The sequence below is a fragment of the Paenibacillus arenosi genome (genome assembly GCF_014841135.1).
GTDB lineage: Bacteria > Bacillota > Bacilli > Paenibacillales > Paenibacillaceae > Paenibacillus_B > Paenibacillus_B arenosi.
The window spans coordinates 1-17,823 of record NZ_JACYTN010000041.1 but is presented as its reverse complement, the minus strand read 5'-3'; the positions used below and the strand labels follow the sequence as shown (position 1 = coordinate 17,823).

Annotated in this window: 14 protein-coding genes, 1 pseudogene and 1 other annotated feature; of the genes and pseudogenes, 5 read left to right on the top strand and 10 right to left on the bottom strand. The window is 43.2% G+C overall.

The genetic code is table 11. From position 1 onward, the window contains the following. Positions 1-262 precede the first annotated feature (262 nt). Entirely contained in the window at positions 263-1,522 is a 1,260-nt protein-coding gene (gene tyrS / locus IFO66_RS23180) for a tyrosine--tRNA ligase (RefSeq protein ID WP_192027387.1), read from the bottom strand. An 85-nt stretch (positions 1,523-1,607) separates the two neighbouring features. Then, positions 1,608-1,836: a binding site (T-box leader), on the bottom strand. Positions 1,837-2,529: 693 nt separating this feature from the next. Here tyrS and IFO66_RS23175 point away from each other — a divergent pair. Further along, entirely contained in the window at positions 2,530-3,183 is a 654-nt protein-coding gene (locus IFO66_RS23175; protein WP_192027391.1) for a transcriptional regulator, read from the top strand. Between the two features lie 73 nt (positions 3,184-3,256). On the opposite strand, the gene IFO66_RS23170 is transcribed toward IFO66_RS23175, so the two are convergent. From IFO66_RS23170 to IFO66_RS23160, 3 genes are read right to left on the bottom strand one after another with little or no spacing between them, the layout of a single operon-like run. After that, positions 3,257-6,604, bottom strand: coding sequence for a DEAD/DEAH box helicase family protein (locus tag IFO66_RS23170; protein ID WP_192027386.1), 3,348 nt, complete (start codon positions 6,602-6,604; stop codon positions 3,257-3,259). Between the two features lie 32 nt (positions 6,605-6,636). Beyond that, positions 6,637-7,812, bottom strand: a complete 1,176-nt coding sequence (locus IFO66_RS23165; protein WP_192027385.1) for a restriction endonuclease subunit S — start codon at positions 7,810-7,812, stop codon at positions 6,637-6,639. Beyond that, positions 7,805-9,274 (bottom strand): type I restriction-modification system subunit M, encoded by a 1,470-nt coding sequence (locus IFO66_RS23160; RefSeq protein ID WP_192027384.1) that lies wholly within the window; start codon positions 9,272-9,274, stop codon positions 7,805-7,807. The genes IFO66_RS23165 and IFO66_RS23160 overlap by 8 nt, the downstream gene beginning before the upstream one ends. An 830-nt stretch (positions 9,275-10,104) precedes the next feature. On the opposite strand from IFO66_RS23160, the gene IFO66_RS23155 reads away from it, so the two are divergent. After that, complete coding sequence (locus IFO66_RS23155; protein WP_192027383.1) at positions 10,105-10,872, top strand: TSUP family transporter; 768 nt, start codon at positions 10,105-10,107, stop codon at positions 10,870-10,872. A gap of 225 nt (positions 10,873-11,097) precedes the next feature. Here IFO66_RS23155 and IFO66_RS23150 read toward each other — a convergent pair whose 3' ends face one another. From IFO66_RS23150 to IFO66_RS23140, 3 genes are read right to left on the bottom strand one after another with little or no spacing between them, the layout of a single operon-like run. After that, positions 11,098-12,135, bottom strand: a complete 1,038-nt coding sequence (locus IFO66_RS23150; RefSeq protein WP_225446014.1) for a FecCD family ABC transporter permease — start codon at positions 12,133-12,135, stop codon at positions 11,098-11,100. Further along, a complete protein-coding gene (locus tag IFO66_RS23145; protein ID WP_192027382.1) occupies positions 12,122-13,138 on the bottom strand; it encodes a FecCD family ABC transporter permease in 1,017 nt (338 codons plus the stop codon). Before IFO66_RS23145 ends, IFO66_RS23150 begins: the two co-directional genes overlap by 14 nt. 48 nt (positions 13,139-13,186) lie before the next feature. Then, positions 13,187-14,164, bottom strand: coding sequence for an ABC transporter substrate-binding protein (locus IFO66_RS23140; RefSeq protein WP_337913659.1), 978 nt, complete (start codon positions 14,162-14,164; stop codon positions 13,187-13,189). Positions 14,165-14,348: 184 nt separating this feature from the next. On the opposite strand from IFO66_RS23140, the gene IFO66_RS23135 reads away from it, so the two are divergent. The 3 genes from IFO66_RS23135 to IFO66_RS23125 all read left to right on the top strand — a co-directional run bounded on the left by IFO66_RS23135 (position 14,349) and on the right by IFO66_RS23125 (position 16,114). Then, positions 14,349-14,945, top strand: a complete 597-nt coding sequence (locus tag IFO66_RS23135; protein WP_192027381.1) for a TetR/AcrR family transcriptional regulator — start codon at positions 14,349-14,351, stop codon at positions 14,943-14,945. 303 nt (positions 14,946-15,248) lie between these two features. Next, a complete protein-coding gene (locus IFO66_RS23130; RefSeq protein ID WP_192027380.1) occupies positions 15,249-15,572 on the top strand; it encodes an ArsR/SmtB family transcription factor in 324 nt (107 codons plus the stop codon). A 29-nt stretch (positions 15,573-15,601) separates the two neighbouring features. Beyond that, a complete protein-coding gene (locus IFO66_RS23125) occupies positions 15,602-16,114 on the top strand; it encodes an SRPBCC domain-containing protein (protein WP_420488697.1) in 513 nt (170 codons plus the stop codon). A 120-nt stretch (positions 16,115-16,234) separates the two neighbouring features. Here the strand turns inward: IFO66_RS23125 and IFO66_RS23120 are convergent. The 3 genes and pseudogenes from IFO66_RS23120 to IFO66_RS23110 form a co-directional block, all read right to left on the bottom strand. Further along, positions 16,235-16,429: pseudogene (locus IFO66_RS23120) on the bottom strand (formylglycine-generating enzyme family protein); the annotation flags it as partial. Between the two features lie 94 nt (positions 16,430-16,523). After that, positions 16,524-16,898 (bottom strand): DUF4180 domain-containing protein, encoded by a 375-nt coding sequence (locus IFO66_RS23115; RefSeq protein ID WP_192027379.1) that lies wholly within the window; start codon positions 16,896-16,898, stop codon positions 16,524-16,526. After that, positions 16,895-17,554 carry a TetR/AcrR family transcriptional regulator gene (locus IFO66_RS23110; protein WP_192027378.1) on the bottom strand — a complete coding sequence of 220 codons (660 nt, stop codon included), beginning with the start codon at positions 17,552-17,554 and terminating at the stop codon, positions 16,895-16,897. Before IFO66_RS23110 ends, IFO66_RS23115 begins: the two co-directional genes overlap by 4 nt. Positions 17,555-17,823: the final 269 nt, after the last annotated feature.

Here is a 17,823-nt window from a genome sequence, read left to right as displayed (position 1 = left end):
TTCCATCTGCTTGTCAAGTGCTATTTCTCATTTTTGCGCAAAAAAGAGCAGGTTATCTTTTTTCGATAAACCTACTCTTGTTCTTAATTTTTGATCCTGTGCCTTAACTTAATGACATTGCCCATTACAGAGCTTCTCCTCTAACTCTGAAATGGTATGCCTCTTCTACAACGATATAGGTAGAACCCGACGTTGTACCATATCAAATAGCCCCACTTATTTGTATAAGTGAGGCTTTCATGTAGCTCAGCGCTCGACCTTATTAGGCCATTTTCACCAAGCTGTAGTTTTTCTTACCTTTACGGATAATAATGAAGCGTCCTCCGATAGCGTGCTCTTCAGATACTTCCAAGCCCACATCGCTAACACGCTCACCGTTCATAGAAATTGCACCATTTGTAATGTCCTCGCGTGCTTGACGCTTAGACTTCACAATGCCAAGATCAACGAGCCAGTCCACGATATTTTTCGCTTCCTTCGTCGCTTCGAACGTAGGCATTTCTTTGAAGCCTTGCTCGATCTCGTCAGCCGTCAATGACTTAATGTCGCCGCTGAACAAGGCAGCTGTAATACGCTTCGCCTGCGCTAGCAATTCTTCGCTGTGTACAAAGCGAGTCATTTCTTCAGCAAGTGTAATTTGTGCTTCGCGTTTATGAGGCTCTGTCTCTACCTTTTGAGCCAACTCATCAATGCGCTCTTTAGAAAGGAACGTAAAGTATTTCAAGTATTTCACAACGTCACGGTCATCTGTATTTGCCCAGAACTGATAGAACTCGAATGGAGTTGTTTTGTTCGGATCGAGCCAGATTGCGCCGCCTGCTGTTTTACCAAACTTCGTGCCATCTGCTTTTAGCATCAATGGAATCGTAAGACCGAATGCTTTTGCCTCAGAACCTTCTTTTTTACGAATCAGATCAAGTCCGCTCGTAATGTTACCCCATTGGTCAGAACCGCCGATTTGCAACTGAACATCTTCATGCTGGTACAGATGCAGGTAGTCCAAGGACTGCAAGATTTGGTATGAGAATTCTGTAAAGGAAATACCACTGTCAAGACGGCTGGATACCACATCTTTAGCCAGCATCGTATTGATGCTAAAGTTTTTACCGTAGTCACGTAAGAACTCGATTACGTTGATTTTGTGCGTCCAGTCATAGTTATTAACCATGCGCATTTGATTGTCGCCCTCTGTTAGGAACAACTTCTTCAATTGTGCTGTAAGTGCATCTACATTCGCTTGAATTTCTTCCAACGTTTGCAAAGAGCGCTCCGATTGACGACCGCTTGGATCACCAATTGTACCTGTAGCTCCACCAATCAGGATAACTGGGCGATGACCAGCTAGCTGGAAACGTTTCAGCACCATGAAAGGAATCAAGTGACCAATATGCATACTGTCGCCTGTCGGGTCTACACCGCAGTAGAGGGAGATCGACTTCTCATTCGTAAGTTCTTTAAGGCCTTCAGCGTCTGTTTGTTGGTTAATGGCGTCGCGCCATTCCAGTTCGTCAATAATATTCACAGCTATCCCACTCCTTCGATTTATAAACTTTCCCTATTCGTTTGCTTCATGCGGCATAAAAAAATCGCCCCTTGTCTGTAAAAGACATAGGGACGATTGACCAACCGTGTTACCACCCAGATTGCACCCATGAACAATGCGCTGCCGCATACTATGGATACCACTCTCGGCGAGTTATCGTTCGCCATTCCGCTCAGCATTACCCGAGATACTCCAGAGTGTACTTCGCCTACTTAATGTGTACCGGGTTCCATCACCCCCCGGCTTTCTGAGACAGGGATTAAGCAGCTACTGCGCTCTTTCAACGTATATCGCATATAAGATTACAGACAGTATAGTTAATTAAAATAGGGATGTCAACCGAGTGAGGACAAATCGTTAAGAACGTCTGCTACATACACGGAATTTGAGGTGCTGTCACACATGACGATGATCCGATCGGAATGCAGCAGCTGCCTACGCGATATGAAGTTTCTGTTCACGATGTTGCGCAGTATTCGCTTCCTTTGCTTCCTCTAACGAACGCCATTGACGCTATTTTAGTTAAATCGCCCGGATTTCAATTCTAACGATCGTAGGAGAGCTTATTTAAGCCATTTCAGTCCATTTTCCAGCTCATTCAGGCAAATAAGCTCCCTGACGATCGTTACATTTCAAATTGAGCAAATATAAGCCGAATAGCCTCAGTGGCAACCGTTAGCGCTCCAACAAGTAAAGCAAACTTGTAACACACGAGCTTCGTGTGTTACATTTTAAGTAGAAGATACCAAGCTCACTCTATAATGCAATCTAAATCATATATTTTAACTATATAGATCACACTAACTATATAGTTCACATATCGGTATAAAGCACATACCGCTTTGATCGCATCGCTACCGCTCTATGGCGCTAGTCCGTGCGTCAAAGCGGTTTTTTGTACCCTTTTACGGCATAACATTATTGTGTCGCATCATTTTAGTTTGCTATATGAACGTTATGTACTCTATCATGCGGCGAAAGGAAGATTGCATTTGTTTGAACAGGTATATGAACAATGGATTACTGAACAAATCAAACAAGAAATCAACCCTAGAAGAAGAGAACTACTGCAAAAAGGCTTAGGTCATGGAACAGTGGAATTTTTACGATGCATTTGGTTCCCTGCGGTCGGTAATCTGAATCACCTATATCCTGAATATGAAGTGCGCGATTACAATAATGGCTATCGTTATTTGGATCTAGCATACATACCAGGTGACGCCAAGGGCTGCATCGAAATTCACGGCTACAGCTCGCATGCTAGAGACATTGATGTGAGGCGCTTTAAAGATTTATGCATGAAACAAGCTTTGCTTGCCCTTGATGACTGGCTGTTCCTCCCTATTGCATACTTGTCTATCAAAGAAGATCCCGGGGTATGCAAACAACTGATTCTATCTTTTGTAGGCAAATTTTTAGCAGAAGCAGTGCCGTCCGATTTGACGTGGTCAGAAGCCGAGACACTGCGCTTTGCCCGCAGAACCTTGGCCCCCTTCACACCAAAAGAGCTAGCTATCCATCTGCAACTGTCAGAACAACGAACTAGAGTTGTACTTCGTTCACTGCTGCATAAAAATAGGCTTGCGGTCGCAAGCGGCCATCAACGCTACCGCACGTATCGTTTGATAGCAAAGGAATGAGGTTTCTCGGTTAATGAAAATAGCGGCACGATGCCAACGAGCACTCGTACCGCTTCTACTTCCTTGAGCATATTTAACTTAATATTTTCGTAGCATTCTCTTTCACCTGATTGACCATTTCGACGAGTCGTTTTTGCTTCGTGCCGTCAAACAACTTCACAAAGCTTTGCGGCTTATCAAATGGCGGTTTTATAAGCTCTGACGCGCTATCGATATAGCCGTTCTGTACGATATAGTCCACTATCTTTTTCACAAATACAATTTGCATCTGGTTCAATGAATGATCATTAATAAATTCCGAGAATGCATCATTGGCTGCCTCCACCTCGAGCTTGGCTATTTTGCGGACGAGCAATCCAAATGGCGTATCCTGATATTCTCGCTTGTAATCGTCTGCCGAACCAAGTTCGCCGGTAAAAATACGTTCCAAACTCTCGTAATCGAGTGCCGAAAGTGGAATATTGTTGCGCAGCTTATGAATAGCAAGCGTATCCCGATTTTGCTCAATGTAACGATTGACCTTCAACTTATAATCCTCGAATGCGTAAGCTTCGTACATTTCTTTTCCTTCATGCCAACTAAGAACGGTATCCTTCAAATTCGTATAAATCGGAGCCGTGCTGTTCTTATCTACAAGAAGATTCATGAGCCCGCGCAGTTCGACGCGCACCTGTTCAAAGCTTAATAAGTTAGCATCATTCCAGAAAGATTCTTCCCCGATCATATTGATAAAGACGAGCTTATTTTTAATTTGTGGTATTGTGGTCCGCTCCAGCAACATTTTCGTGACATGCAGCAACTGCTTCTTCCCACGCTTAAAATGTGTCGTGCCTTCCCTATGCGCCAACATCAATCCATACATAAAGTTGTCGAATCGCTTCGCATGCTCATCCGCGTCATCCATGTACACAATTGGAGCAAGACATCCTATTAAGTTAGTCTTATCCGCATCTTCCAGACAAATAAACGCCGTGGCTGATTTGTACTTTTCAACATGCTGTAACTGCATTTTTACCGAAATGAGCTCTGGGTTCAGCGCTTGAACTTGGCCAGTCACCGTCTCGATCAGATCGGTGCGCATCTGTTGATAAGGCTCGTCCACATAATCGGCATGCTGCATATGCTGAATGAGTCGTACCCGCTTCGCGAAGATGGCTTCTGACAGACTTTGTGCCTCATTCCCTTCTGCGCCTTCCTTATGCTGACGGAAATATTCAAAATTGCCGAGATAGTCGAAAATAATGAAGCGTGTCTTGTCTTCCCCATCCCCGAACAACCCTTTGCACAATCTAGTACCTCGACCAATCATTTGCCAGAACTTCGCTTTTGAACGTACCCGTTTGAAAAAGACAAGATTGACGATTTCCGGTACATCAATACCTGTATCCAGCATATCCACAGATACCGCAATATGAGGTTCTTTCCCAGGTACTTTAAACTCATCGATTGAACTCTGTGCATAGTTGTCTTCCGAAATAATACGCTTAGCAAAACTGCTGTTATACTGCGGATACAGCTTGTTAAATCGATCAACGATAAACTGAGCATGTTTTTTATTTTGTGCAAAAATAATCGTCTTGCCGAGCCTGTCACCGCCCGCCACCTTAATGCCCTTTGTCATCAAATCTTCCAGTACGCGATCCACCGTGTTTTGATTAAATATAAACTCATTCACAGCAGGTGAAGGAATGAACTCTGGCATTTCTCCATCTTCGTCCGTAAAGTCTTCTTCGTAGCGAGCCTTGTCCGCTGCGGACAAATCATCGTATGTAATCCCTTGCTCTAGAAACTGCGTAGTCACTTCAATGTTATGATACGGCACCAGCACCTTGTCCATTTCGACAGCCGTTTCATACGTATACGCGTAAGTAGGCACGCCACTTTCCATTTCAAAAAAATCATACGTATTGCGATCCACTTCGGTCTTCGGCGTGGCGGTCAAGCCAACGATTAGACTATCAAAATATTCAAATATCGCACGGTACTTTTTAAAAATACTGCGGTGTGCCTCATCGACGATAATGAGATCAAAATGAGCTGGTGTAAACAAACGCTTGCCTTCCGTCGTCTTCACCTGATCAATCGCGTTCAACATGGTCGGGTAGGTGGAAAATACAATTCGCGCCGTCTTGTCCTCTTTGCTGCTCAACAAGTTACACAGCGACATATCGGGCAAATGATGTTTGAAGTCATCTTTCGCCTGCTTCACTAAAGCAGTACGATCGGCCAAGAACAAAATATTCGTCACGTATCCGCCACGGGACAATACATCTGTCAAGCTGGAGGCGGTTCTCGTCTTACCTGTACCCGTTGCCATCACAAGCAAAGAACGCCGATGTCCTGCTGCTATGTTGTCGCACACCGCGCGAATCGCTTCTTTCTGATAATAACGATCCGTAATTTGATCATTAATGACGATCTGATCGAGCGGTTTGCGCTCACTGCGACGGTTCATTAACTTCTGCAAATCCGCCTTGGCAAACATCCCGCTCACTTTACGCTGCGGTGCAGTGACACTTTCCCACATATCCGTTTCGAATCCATTCGTCGTAAAAATGATTGGCCGTCTGCCCGTCATGTTTTCCAAACAATCGGCATACAGCTTCGCTTGCTGGGTTCCTGTCTTCGGATCTATCGACGTCCGCTTCGCTTCAATAAGAGCTAATGGCAGTCCGTCTTTGCCGTAGAGCACATAATCGACACTGCCTCTCCCCTCCGCGTTCGGCATGCCTAGTACCTCTACTTCTTCCCGCACGTCGTCCCCGAACGTCCAACCTAGCAGCTTCAAGTCAACATCAATATATTTCTTACGAGTTTCATATTCGGTAATATCTTCAGGGGTGAACGTGCGCAGCCGCTGATAGTGCTCTTTGTCCGCAGTCAGCTTGTCACTCATCGCGGCGATTTGGGCTCGCAGCGCTTCAATCTCGGAATCTTTCTGCTCGATTAAACTGTCTTTCTCTTTAATCTTCGCCTCATCTAGCACTAGCTTCTCAACAGGAATATTCGCTTCTATGAACTGGCGTTCCTCGTAGTTAGCACCATAGCAATAGTCGATCCATTGAATAAACTCAAACAATGCCGCCAGCGACAGAATTGCGTCACTGCGACTTACGTTCTTATCTGTATGTACAGCAACATTGCCCAGCTTAATAATATAAGGCAGCTTGCCCCACGTCTGGTTCTCCATCGCGAAGCGGAATGTAGGCTCATGAATGAGCGACTGCAAGTTGTCTTTGTACGGCATTGTAATCGTATTGTCCGCAGCGTACACCCACTTGACAGCCAGTTCAAATGCTTTGCGACTGCCTACCGCCGCCATGGCAGGAGAGGTGGCTAGCACCCGCTCCGCTTCCATAGCTGCCAAGGCAAACATTTTGTATTCCGTTTGATCCTGTAAAAATTCAAAGTTCGCACACATCGCTGTTCACCTCTTCGTTAGAAGTTGCTCACTTACTCGAAGTACTCGCTCATCAAACTGTCAAACAGGTATTGCGTTTCGTCGATTGATTTCTTGACGATGGCTTTCTGCTCCTCGATCTTAGTAACGATCTCGGCGAATTGATTTTGAAGGTGGAGAGGAGGGATATATATTTTAATATTACTTAGCTCTTTTGCATTAATATTGGCCATTCCTACAATGTTTTTCGCCATTTTAAACAACAACTTTTTGCCATAGGTTGAGTTTAGATACGCCGAAATAAATTCACTATTCGCTCTTTGGTTCGGGACTAGACGAACTAAATAGCCTGCATATGCCATCGGCTGTTCTTCTCTATAAACTGCTGTTTTACCTACTAACTCCTTGCTATTTGTTCGATTAAATAACATTTCACCCTTATTAACCAAATGTTTCTCTAAATCTTTTTCATTGAGTTCAATGTACTTAAGATCTGAGAAATCCATATTACCTTCGTATGTTATGTTATTCATCCGCAATATTGGATATTGTAATTTTTCAGTTGAGGCTTTCTCGCTTGTACCGTACTGAATTTTTACAGCTAGGTCTTTGATTATACCTGTCTCCCACCCCTTCTCATTCGCTACAGGATCACCAAACAACTCATAAAAAGTAGATTTAATTAGATTGTCCAGCTCCACAAGCTGTTGTTTACGCATAGCAAGCAGCTCTGAGACGTTATCCAATGTTTTGGCGATTTGTTTTTGTGTTTCGAGTGGGGGGAGTGGGATAAATATGCTTTCAATTTGCTTAGAACTAATATTAGGCTGCGCACATCCAGAAGACAAATGTTGGATTTGAGTTAAGAAAAAATAAGACTTAACAAAATAATAAATGTAATTTGAACATAATTCATCTATATTAATTCGAATTAATCCCACTCGTTGATTTAACAATGCAGGATCTGTATACTCATATCTTCCTATTTTTCCGATAGTTGCGCCCGACATAGCAATTAGTATATCACCAAACTTTACATGATACGTTGAATTCCTGCTCCAAAATTCTTGAGGATAGCAAATTTCATAATCCAAATAAACCGTGTTACTTGTTAAATTACCAATACGTATAATTGGAATACCATTCTTCATAAACTGATCGCTTTTAAATGCATAGCCACCACTTACTTTGGTCACATCCCCCAACTTCACCTTCTCCCACTTACTCACTCAAAAGCCCCCTCAATTGATCCATCTTGGAAGCAATCTCAAGGTTCAATTGATCAAGTCGTCCCATAATGACATCAGGATCATCATACTCTACCTTCTCATACACCACTTCTTTATAGCGGTTAATCGACAAGTCATACTCATTCGCTACAATCGCAGACTTGTCCACAAGGAAGCTCTGTTCCGTAGGCTTGCGATCCACTTCGCCTGCTGGATTGTGGTAGCGAGCAATAATGTCAGGGATATCATTGTCTGCAATCGCAGTCCGCTTATCATCGAGCGAGTAGCCGTCTGCCTTCATATCGTAGAACCATACTTTATCGGTACCACCTGCATCTGTTCTTGTAAAAATAAGAATCGCTGTGCTAACACCTGCATACGGCTTAAACACACCGCTCGGCAGCGAGATAATCGCTTGCAAATGATGATTCTCAACCAGCTCTTTGCGCAATGACTTATGAGCCTTCGTCGAACCGAATAATACGCCGTCTGGTACGATACAAGCACAGCGTCCACCTTTGCGGAGAATGCGCAAGAAGAGCGCAACGAACAACAACTCTGTCTTTTTCGTATTGCAAATTTGCTTCAAATTATCATGAATACTTTCCGTATCAATCGTTCCCGTAAATGGAGGATTTGCCAAAATGACATCATACGCCGCAGCAATATGATTTTGCTTGGACACACTGTCCACATAATCAATTTGCGGCTGTGTAATCGAGTGAAGCATCAAATTCATCGCGGATAGGCGGAGCATCGTTCTGTCCATATCGAAGCCCGAGAACATGTCACTTGCAAAATGATCCCATTTCTCGCTCGTCATCTCCGCTTCATGCGTTTCACGCACATATTCTGCTGCGGATACTAAGAAGCCCGCTGTACCACAAGCCGGGTCACATATTTTATCGTTAGGCGTGGGCGCCAGCAAACGAACCATCATATCACGAATATGCTTCGGTGTACGGAACTGTCCGTTCTGTCCTGCCGTAGCCAACTTCCCGAGCATGTACTCGTATAGATCGCCTTGCATGTCCAAGTTTTTAATATCATGTTCATACAGTTCATCCAGACCTGTAATCATCTTTTGCAAAATTTGCGGTGTTGGAACTAAAAACATTGCGTCTTGCATATATCGTGAAAATGCCGTTGTATTCTCACCGTTCATCGATTTAATAAACGGAAACACTTTCGTGCCGATAATTTCAAAAATAATACGGGCATCTTTGTCCTTAAACTTGCTCCAGCGCATCGACTGTCCCTCTTCATCTAGCGGAAAAATCTTCGGCACTGGCGTCCCGCTTATCGCTTCAAAGCTTTCATTCTCAAGTTCCTTCTCATCCAATGAACGAATGAACATCAAGTACGTAAGCTGTTCAATGACGGTCAGTGGGTTGGTTATACCGCCTGCCCACATATCCGACCATATTTTATCTACTTTGTTGCGAACTTCTCCTGTTAGCATGTGCCTTGCTCCTATCTATTTCGTCATCATCATAGTTCTTTAGACTTATTCGACAAATTACGTAAATATCCTGTATTCGGAAAAATTTCGGATCAACCTTGTGTATCTAAAACCATTGATGCACAGAAAATGACCATACTTTATTGTAATTCGTTTTCAATGAAAGAACAAGAAAACTGCCCCCAGCTAGAGATAAGGTAAATCCATCTCACTATTCGTTTAAAAACAAAATCAAATTACCAATACGCACTAGAAGTCATGCCATTTTAAAACCGCTAGAAGCTGCCGTTACTCACATCCGCCTGATAGAGATAATTTTTTACGAGCAGCTTCATTTGAATCTCTGGACGATCAAATTTTTACAAACGAAACGCTTCGCACATGCGAGTACCGTTCTGCGCAATATCACAGCTCTCACTAAACAGCTTCCTCTAACGAACGCCATTGAGCTTATTTACGCGAAATCGTACGTTTTAAAGTTTTAACGATCGCAGGAGAGCTTATTTGCACAATATCACTCCAATATATCGCTCATTTCAACAAATAAGCTCTCTGACGACCGTTACATTTCAAAACAAGCAAATATCGGCCAAATAGCCTCTGTAGCAACCGTTAGCCGATTCTTCTCCCTGCTTGAGACTCACAGCCGCACATCGCATTCGCAGAAACGTTCTTGCCTCGCAACCACACTCTTGTAAACGCATACTGGAATCAAACGCCTCATACGTATTCCAACAAAACACTTGCCCACTTACAGCGGTTAGCCTATCATTATCCAAAAGATTATAAAGTTCTATCGATTACCAACACGAACTGGAGGCTGACATCACGTGGAACTACCCTCATTAGAAATACTGCTGTTATTACTTGCAACAGGCTTCATTGCTGCCTTTGTAGACTCGGTTGTTGGAGGCGGAGGATTGATTACGGTGCCTGCTCTACTTGCGATGGGTCTCCCCCCTCAGCTCGTATTAGGCACGAACAAGCTTGCAAGTACAATGTCCTCACTCACAAGTACACTTTCCTTTTTACGTTCTGGAAAAATTGAATTCAAACTTGTTGCGAAGTTATTTCCGTTATCGTTTGTCGGGGCGATACTCGGCACGCTCTGTGTCAATGCGATCCCCTCTGAGTTTCTAAAGCCGCTCGTCGTCATCATGCTTATTGCGGTAACCATCTATACGCTAATGAAGAAAAATTGGGGTGCAGCATCTACATACAGCGGCTTAACGATGAAAAAGGTCATTTTACTTATCGTGGCTGCAACGGCGATTGGATTTTACGATGGATTTTTCGGACCGGGAACAGGATCTTTTCTTATCTTCGTGTTCTTGCTGCTCGGGTTTGACTTTGTAAGTGCGTCTGGTAATGCGAAAGTACTTAACTTCGGCTCCAACTTAGCATCGTTTATTGCCTTTGCGATGCTGGGGTCTATTTCATATGGATACGGTATACCAATGGGGATTGCCATGATTGGTGGCGCACTTGTAGGTTCTCGTGTAGCTATTAAGCGGGGAGCTGCTTATGTCAAACCACTGTTCATTGGGATAACAATTCTACTGATAGGCAAGCAAGTGTGGGATTTATTAATAAAGTAATGGCGATCTTAGGATAGAAATTCTATATGCAAATGTAGCCAAACGCTGGCCTGAATATACCTATGCACCACGGTTGTTCTATGCAGATATAACAAAACTTCCCTCAGCATGCAGATACATAGTTTGCAGCTATAAATAACACTAGCAAAAAGAAGCCGAACCATTCTATGCTCGGCTTCTTTACTATGCTTATAGAAATAAGTAGAGAACTGCACGTACCAACGTTTATACCCGATTCACCTGCTTGAACAGCAAGTAAATAAAAAATGGAGCGCCTAACAGGGCTGTAAAAATACCGGCAGGTACATCCATTGGCACAAAAACAGTTCTACCGACCAAATCAGCCAACAATACAAAGAGCGCACCTAATATCGCCGAAACAAATAAGACGACACGATTATTATTGCCGACTAGCTTACGAGCCATATGAGGCGCCATTAAGCCCACAAAGCTAATTCCGCCCGCAATTCCTACAGCAGAACTAGCTAGTACGACACTTAGAGCAATGAACAAGAAGCGCTTTCGCTCCACTTTCATGCCAACACCAGTGGCAATGGAATCACCTAGTTCTAACACGTTCAGATTCCTTGATTGGAAAAAGGCGATAGTTGCGCATATAACGACCCAAGGTGTTAAATAGAGCACATGATTCCATGATGTACCGTACACGGTGCCAGCCATCCAACCTAATGCTTGCGAGACCATATGCAAAGGACCTGCAAGGGTAAAATATATCGTTAGTGCCCCCATCGCAGACGAGATAACGACACCGATCATGGCCATGCGCAATGGTGAACTTCCATTTTTCCAAGCAAGCACGTACGTTAAAGTTGAAGCTAAGCAACCTCCAAGCAATGCCGCCAATGGCAGCCAGCCTACACTAATTTCTCCATTCATGATCGTGATCGCGGCAACCACAGCTGCTGTTGCTCCTGAGGTCGTTCCCATTAAGTCAGGAGAAGCTAACGGATTGCGAATCAACGCTTGTAATATCGTGCCGGAAATCGCCATTGCTGCACCTACTAATAAAGCAGCTACTACGCGGGGCAAACGAAGCTGCATCACAATAAGCTCATATTTGTCTTCTCCAACTCCGATGATGGCTTTCATGACATCCGTAATCGGAATATATAAGCTTCCCAAGCCTACACTTAGCAACGTTGTAACAACTAACAAGGCGATCAAACTCACCATTTTCAGGCTAACCAGTGTTCTTCCATTATGGTCAGAGCTATTCGCTCGCTTCCATTTAATACTGACCAAGTGCCTTCCTCCTTACAAGCAGAACTACAAAAGGGACACCTAGTATGGCCGTTGTAACACCAACAGGCACTTCTTTGGCAACTAGCAAAAATCGAGACAACAAATCGGCCAGTACTAAGAAGGCCCCGCCTAACACCGCACTGTATGGCAGCAGCCAACGATGATCATTACCAATTAACCAGCGTGATATATGTGGGATCATAATGCCAACGAAGCTGATAGGACCTGCGAGCGCAACACTTCCTCCAGCCAGTATGACGACCACAACAATCGTCAGCACCTTGATCCACATCGTACGCTGCCCGAGTCCTGTCGCCACATCGTCACCCATTGACATCACATTAAGCGAGCGTGACATCGACCAAGCAATAACCCATGCCGTGATAAAATAAGGCAGCATCTGAAGTGTATGCTCCATCGAGCTGTTAGACACAGAGCCTGTTAACCAGTACAACGCCCCCTCTAACGTGGCATTGCTAATGAGCATAAATAAAGAATTCAAGGAAGAAGCAAAAGACGCCAAAGCTGATCCCGTAAGAATCAGCTTCAGTGGCGTCATTCCTCCCTTTCCTATCATCGCTATTATAAAAATGAGACCTGCTGTTATACCCGCTCCAATAAAGCCAAACCACATCAACTCTGAGAAAGAAAATACTGCGCCATACCAATAAAGCATCGATACGATTGCCAAAGCAGCACCTGCGTTAACACCTAATATAGAAGGTGAGGCAAGTGGATTTCTTGTCATCGCTTGCAGCAGCACCCCAGCTATCGCAAGACTGCTGCCAATAACAGCCGCAGTCAAAGCCCGAGGTACTCTAGATGTTCGTATAATGAGCTGCTCATCACTGCCTGTAAACGATGTATAGGCTTGAATCACCGTAACAAAATCAAAGTTCTGTAGTCCAAATAAAACACTTGCAGCAGTTGCTCCTACAAGTAGAAACACTGCTGCAATGAATCCCAGAGCTTTTCTTTTGTCACTGGACAAAAGAGAGTTCATGTCCTTCTTCCCCTCTTACACAGTTAAGATATAGTCATTATCCTTTAATTAGCCTTTAATATCTTGATAGTACTTTTCAATATCAGCTACCAATAGTTTAGCTGCAATCATGCCTCCAGCGGAGTTCCAGATCGCCTCATCCACTTGATAAATTTGACCATTTTTATTTACCTTCATATTTTGTGCGATTGGGTCACCAAGCCATTCCTTTGCTGTATCAGAAGCTGCCGTTTCACCACTACGGTCGGATGCAAAGTAGAACAATACATCGCCATCCAGCTTACTGATTTGCTCTTTTGTAATCTCTTCAGCAAATTTATCTTGATTTTGCTCTGTAGTTCTAGCAATCCCCATCTTCTCTATTACAACGCCAGCGAAGTTATCCTTGTAATAAGCTCTAGCCTTACCTGCTTGGAAACGAGCAAGCGATACTTGTAAGTTCGCTTTATCTCCTAGTCTAGCTCCCGCCTCTTTCGTTAATTTATCGAAATCAGCAATTACTTGCTGACCCTTTTCCTCAAGATTCAACGCTTGAGCGTACAGTGTGAAATTCTCGATCATACTGTCGCCTAGATTTTCAGTCATTACGGTAGGCGCAATCGCAGTTAATTGGTCGTAAATTTTTTCTTGTCTAACCTTCGTACCTAGAATCAAGTCTGGGTCTAGGCTTGCGATTAACTCCATATTCGGCTGCGTCTCATCGCCAACTACCGTTACACCTTCCATTTGATCTTTAATGTGATCATACCAAGGATCTCCAATCCAAGACTTAACCGCCCCCACTGGTTTGATTCCCAATTCCAATAAAGTCTCTGTGCCCTGTGTCGTTAACACCACAATTTTTTGAGGTGTTCCCTCAACCTTTGCCTCTCCCATCGCATGTTTAATCGTTCTAACTTCTGCGGTAGCAGCTTCTTTTTTCGGTTGAGCGTTGTCTGAACTTGCTGGCTTAGCCTCATTGCTCGTACAAGCAGTTAGCAGCGTAAGTATCATAATAATTAATGCTGATGTCTTCAATGTTTTCACGTTTCCCGCTCCTATTTTGTAATAATGAAAATCATTATCAATAATAAATAAAAAAATAATTGCCTTTCGTTACCGATGCGCAAACGGTGCTGTAAATGTTACAATTACAACACTAATATACATGATGGCCTGTTTCAATAGATGGTGCTTTGAAATGGACATAATGAAGGAAGTGTAACACATCATGAATATCATCGACGGCCAACAGCAATCGAAAGAATGGATCACGCTTTCCCTACTCTATCTTATGGAGAATAAAGTCTACTCTGACATTAAGATCACAGAGATAGCTAAGAAATCCGGCCTAGTTAGACAAACGATCTATCGCAATTATCAAGACAAAGATGATATTTTATATGAATATTTATGTCATCAACTCAATATGATGGACAGCGAAATTACCAAAGACCAGCTGTCAGGCGAAGCGATATTTATTGCATTTTTCAACATGTGGAAGGAATTTGTACCTAATTCTTTATTTCAAAATATTCATGCGGCTGATCGTAAAATTAGACAAATTATATATAGAAGCTTGGAATACTTTGTTCAAACTAAATATTTGAACTATTTTATACCAGCACAGATGTCAGTTGGCCCACTCCAGCATTATGCTTTACGATCCTTATCTTCTATGTTACACGGTATATTAATCGAATGGAGCTTGCAGCACTATCAACAATCTCCTGAAGAGATTGGCAAGCTTACGTATCAGTTAACTGATTCCACTCGTGAATATTGTCTTCAAGGTGCAATGGATAAAGAACGCAAATTGAACTTATAATAAAACCTATGATCTGCATAATTCAAGAAAGGGTTTGTCTGTTTGGACATTATGTCTATACAAACGAACCCTTTCTTTTGTGTGCTAAAAAAAGAGGGTGCATTAAAAACAGGACGGCTCCATCTATAAGGTATCCCCTGCATAGATCTGGAGATTTCGAATCTCCAGGCAGCTATAAAAAATCAGCTGGCGAAAAAAATATCTTAATATTCCTTGACAGGAATATTCCATTCAGAGTATATTCTAAACACAAGATGAGCAAACAAGAAATGATGAAGGAAAGTGAGGTGAACATACCAACGTATGGACATTGGAACATTTAGCGCTCTGGCTGAACCGAATCGATTACGAATCGTCGAGCTGCTTGCCCATGGTCCATTGACAGTTGGAGAAATCGCCGAGCGACTCAACCTTCGGCAGCCTCAAGCTTCCAAGCATCTACGTGTCCTGCTGGACGCACGATTGGTAACGGTGCATGCCGATGCAAACCGCCGCAACTATGCACTGCAAATGGAACCACTGCAAGAAATGGATGCATGGTTGAATAACTACCGTCGCATGTGGAATGAACGATTCGACAACTTAGACCAATATCTACAAGAGCTTCAGAGCAAGTCACAACAATAAATGTTAACTAACCCTTAGGAGGAATAATAATGATGATGAGCAAAATGTTATTCAAAGCAGAAGGTAACGTACTGACAATGGAAAGAACGTTCAACGCACCTACTGAGCTTGTATTCAAAGTATTTTCGGATTCGGAGCATCTTAAACAATGGTTCGGACCTCGCGGATGGAGCATCCCGGTAAGTAATCTGGACTTCCGTCCTGGTGGCGCTTGGCATTATTGTATGAAGTGTGAAGATCGCAATCAGGGAGACTTCTACGGCATGGAATCTTGGGGCAAATCCGTCTATAAAGAAATCGTTGCCAACGAAAAACTCGTCTACGTCGATTACTTCTCAGATGCAGAAGGCAATGTTTCAGACAATATGCCTGCTGTTGAAGTTACGTTGACATTTGAGACGGTTGATGGAAAAACGAAGCTTACAAGCATCGGTCACTATGCAACGGATGAAGCATTACAAACCGTCATCGATATGGGGATGGAGCAAGGCATTACTGAAACGTGGGACCGCTTGGAAGAGCACTTGGAAAGCTTTCAATAATTTGCGTCAAGAGAGGGTACGCCGCCCTCTCTTTTTTTGCGACCTTAAAGAACAGTTCTAGATTAATTACATAATCAATTGTGCCTACTACTACTACGTATCATAGAGATAAGCTCTGTCTTATAAAGACCTTGCCACACGGAAGCCGAGATCCTCAATTCGAGACGTCGGATGACTGCGGCGCCGGCATGTTGCACCACAACCCCTAGCCTCTTCCGCCCAACTTCCTCCACGGAAAATTCGATAGGAGCCATAAACATCAGCATCATAAATATTCCAGCACCATTCCCACACGTTTCCCAACATATCATAGATTCGATCATCCCTTAAGTGAACTTCACCAGCAGGAATTGTTATCATCGGATACTCGGCTATCACTTTCCTTAGTTAGCTATTGCTTCCTTAGCTGCTATTTCAGCTTCGCTAACGTTTCAATCGCCTGCTCTTCGGTCGGCAAGAAGAAAATATCATTTCCGTTATTGCACTCATAGATAAAATCCTTCAAGCTTTTGCTTGAATAAACCGTGAAATCTCCTACAATAGCTACCTTCACATAATAGTTAATAAACTTCTGAAGAATATCGCCTGCTAGACGTGTTTTCAGATCAAAGAAGCTTTCGCTCAATATCGATTTGTGCAAAACGATACGATCACAATCTGACTCATATCGCACGGTTGCCATCAAATCCAAGGCAGACTGCACATCATTAATAAGTACCTCGTTCTCATCGCCGCTCACAACAGCAACATATTTTCCGCTAACTTCAACCTTCGTTATTTTCATAATGATCCTCCTTTAAACCTGTTTACATAGTCCTCACAAATGTAGCGGTTATCTTCACCATTAACGGGCGGAATATTCGCGACTCTAAAGAAACTAAGACCAACTACCATCGCTAATAACCCATAAGCTGCGCTTGGGGAATCCTCCACAGACATATGACCCGTCTTATTGCCGTAATCGAAAATTTTGGCGATGCCATGTAAATCAGCCATATAGCTCTTCGATACGACTTCCTGTAAGGTAGGATCTATTGCCGCTTTGGAGAAAAACTGTACGAAAAGTCTCCCTTGGTCCTCGTACGGGATATACATGTTTTCAGTACCATCCAGCTGTGAAACGTTAATTTTTTTATCTGCATCATCCCGATAAGGCGTTAGAATATGCTTGAGCGTAACGTCCATCATTTCCGCTGGAGTCATCGTTGATTCAATTTCTGCTTGTATCATTTGACCGTAGTAGGCCATGAATGCCTTGAAAGCTTCAACCGTCAAATTATCCTTGTTCTTAAAATAATAAGTGACGACTCCTTTCGAGCAGTCTGCATGCTCAGCAACTTTATCCAGCGTCATACCATCGATCCCATATATGCTAATACAGGTTAAGGTGGCGTTAATAACCTCTGCACGGCGGATCGGTTCCATTCCTAGTTTGGGCATCTTTTCACCTTTTTTATTTATACTGTACAGTCGGAATAAATAAAATAATAACCTATGATTTGCCAATCCGTCAATATACATGAAGCAGATTATCGTACATTCAAATTGACACCCTATAAAAATGTTCTCGAAGTAACCTTGTTTTTAGATCGAGTAGGAGGGGGCGCCTAGCCCCCGTCCTCTCACACCACCGTACATGCGGGTCCGCATACGGCGGTTCCAAAAGGTTAACAAAGTTCTACATAACGAGTAAGTAAACTTCTCAGCCC

Bases quoted from the DNA above. Each gene is read 5' to 3' on its own strand.
- IFO66_RS23110 (WP_192027378.1), bottom strand. From the start codon at position 17,554: ATGCCCAAACTAGGAATGGAACCGATCCGCCGTGCAGAGGTTATTAAC.
- IFO66_RS23145 (WP_192027382.1), bottom strand. From the start codon at position 13,138: ATGAACTCTCTTTTGTCCAGTGACAAAAGAAAAGCTCTGGGATTCATT.
- IFO66_RS23125 (WP_420488697.1), top strand. From the start codon at position 15,602: ATGATGATGAGCAAAATGTTATTCAAAGCAGAAGGTAACGTACTGACA.
- IFO66_RS23130 (WP_192027380.1), top strand. From the start codon at position 15,249: ATGGACATTGGAACATTTAGCGCTCTGGCTGAACCGAATCGATTACGA.
- IFO66_RS23160 (WP_192027384.1), bottom strand. From the start codon at position 9,274: ATGCTAACAGGAGAAGTTCGCAACAAAGTAGATAAAATATGGTCGGAT.
- IFO66_RS23135 (WP_192027381.1), top strand. From the start codon at position 14,349: ATGAATATCATCGACGGCCAACAGCAATCGAAAGAATGGATCACGCTT.
- IFO66_RS23115 (WP_192027379.1), bottom strand. From the start codon at position 16,898: ATGAAAATAACGAAGGTTGAAGTTAGCGGAAAATATGTTGCTGTTGTG.
- IFO66_RS23170 (WP_192027386.1), bottom strand. From the start codon at position 6,604: ATGTGTGCGAACTTTGAATTTTTACAGGATCAAACGGAATACAAAATG.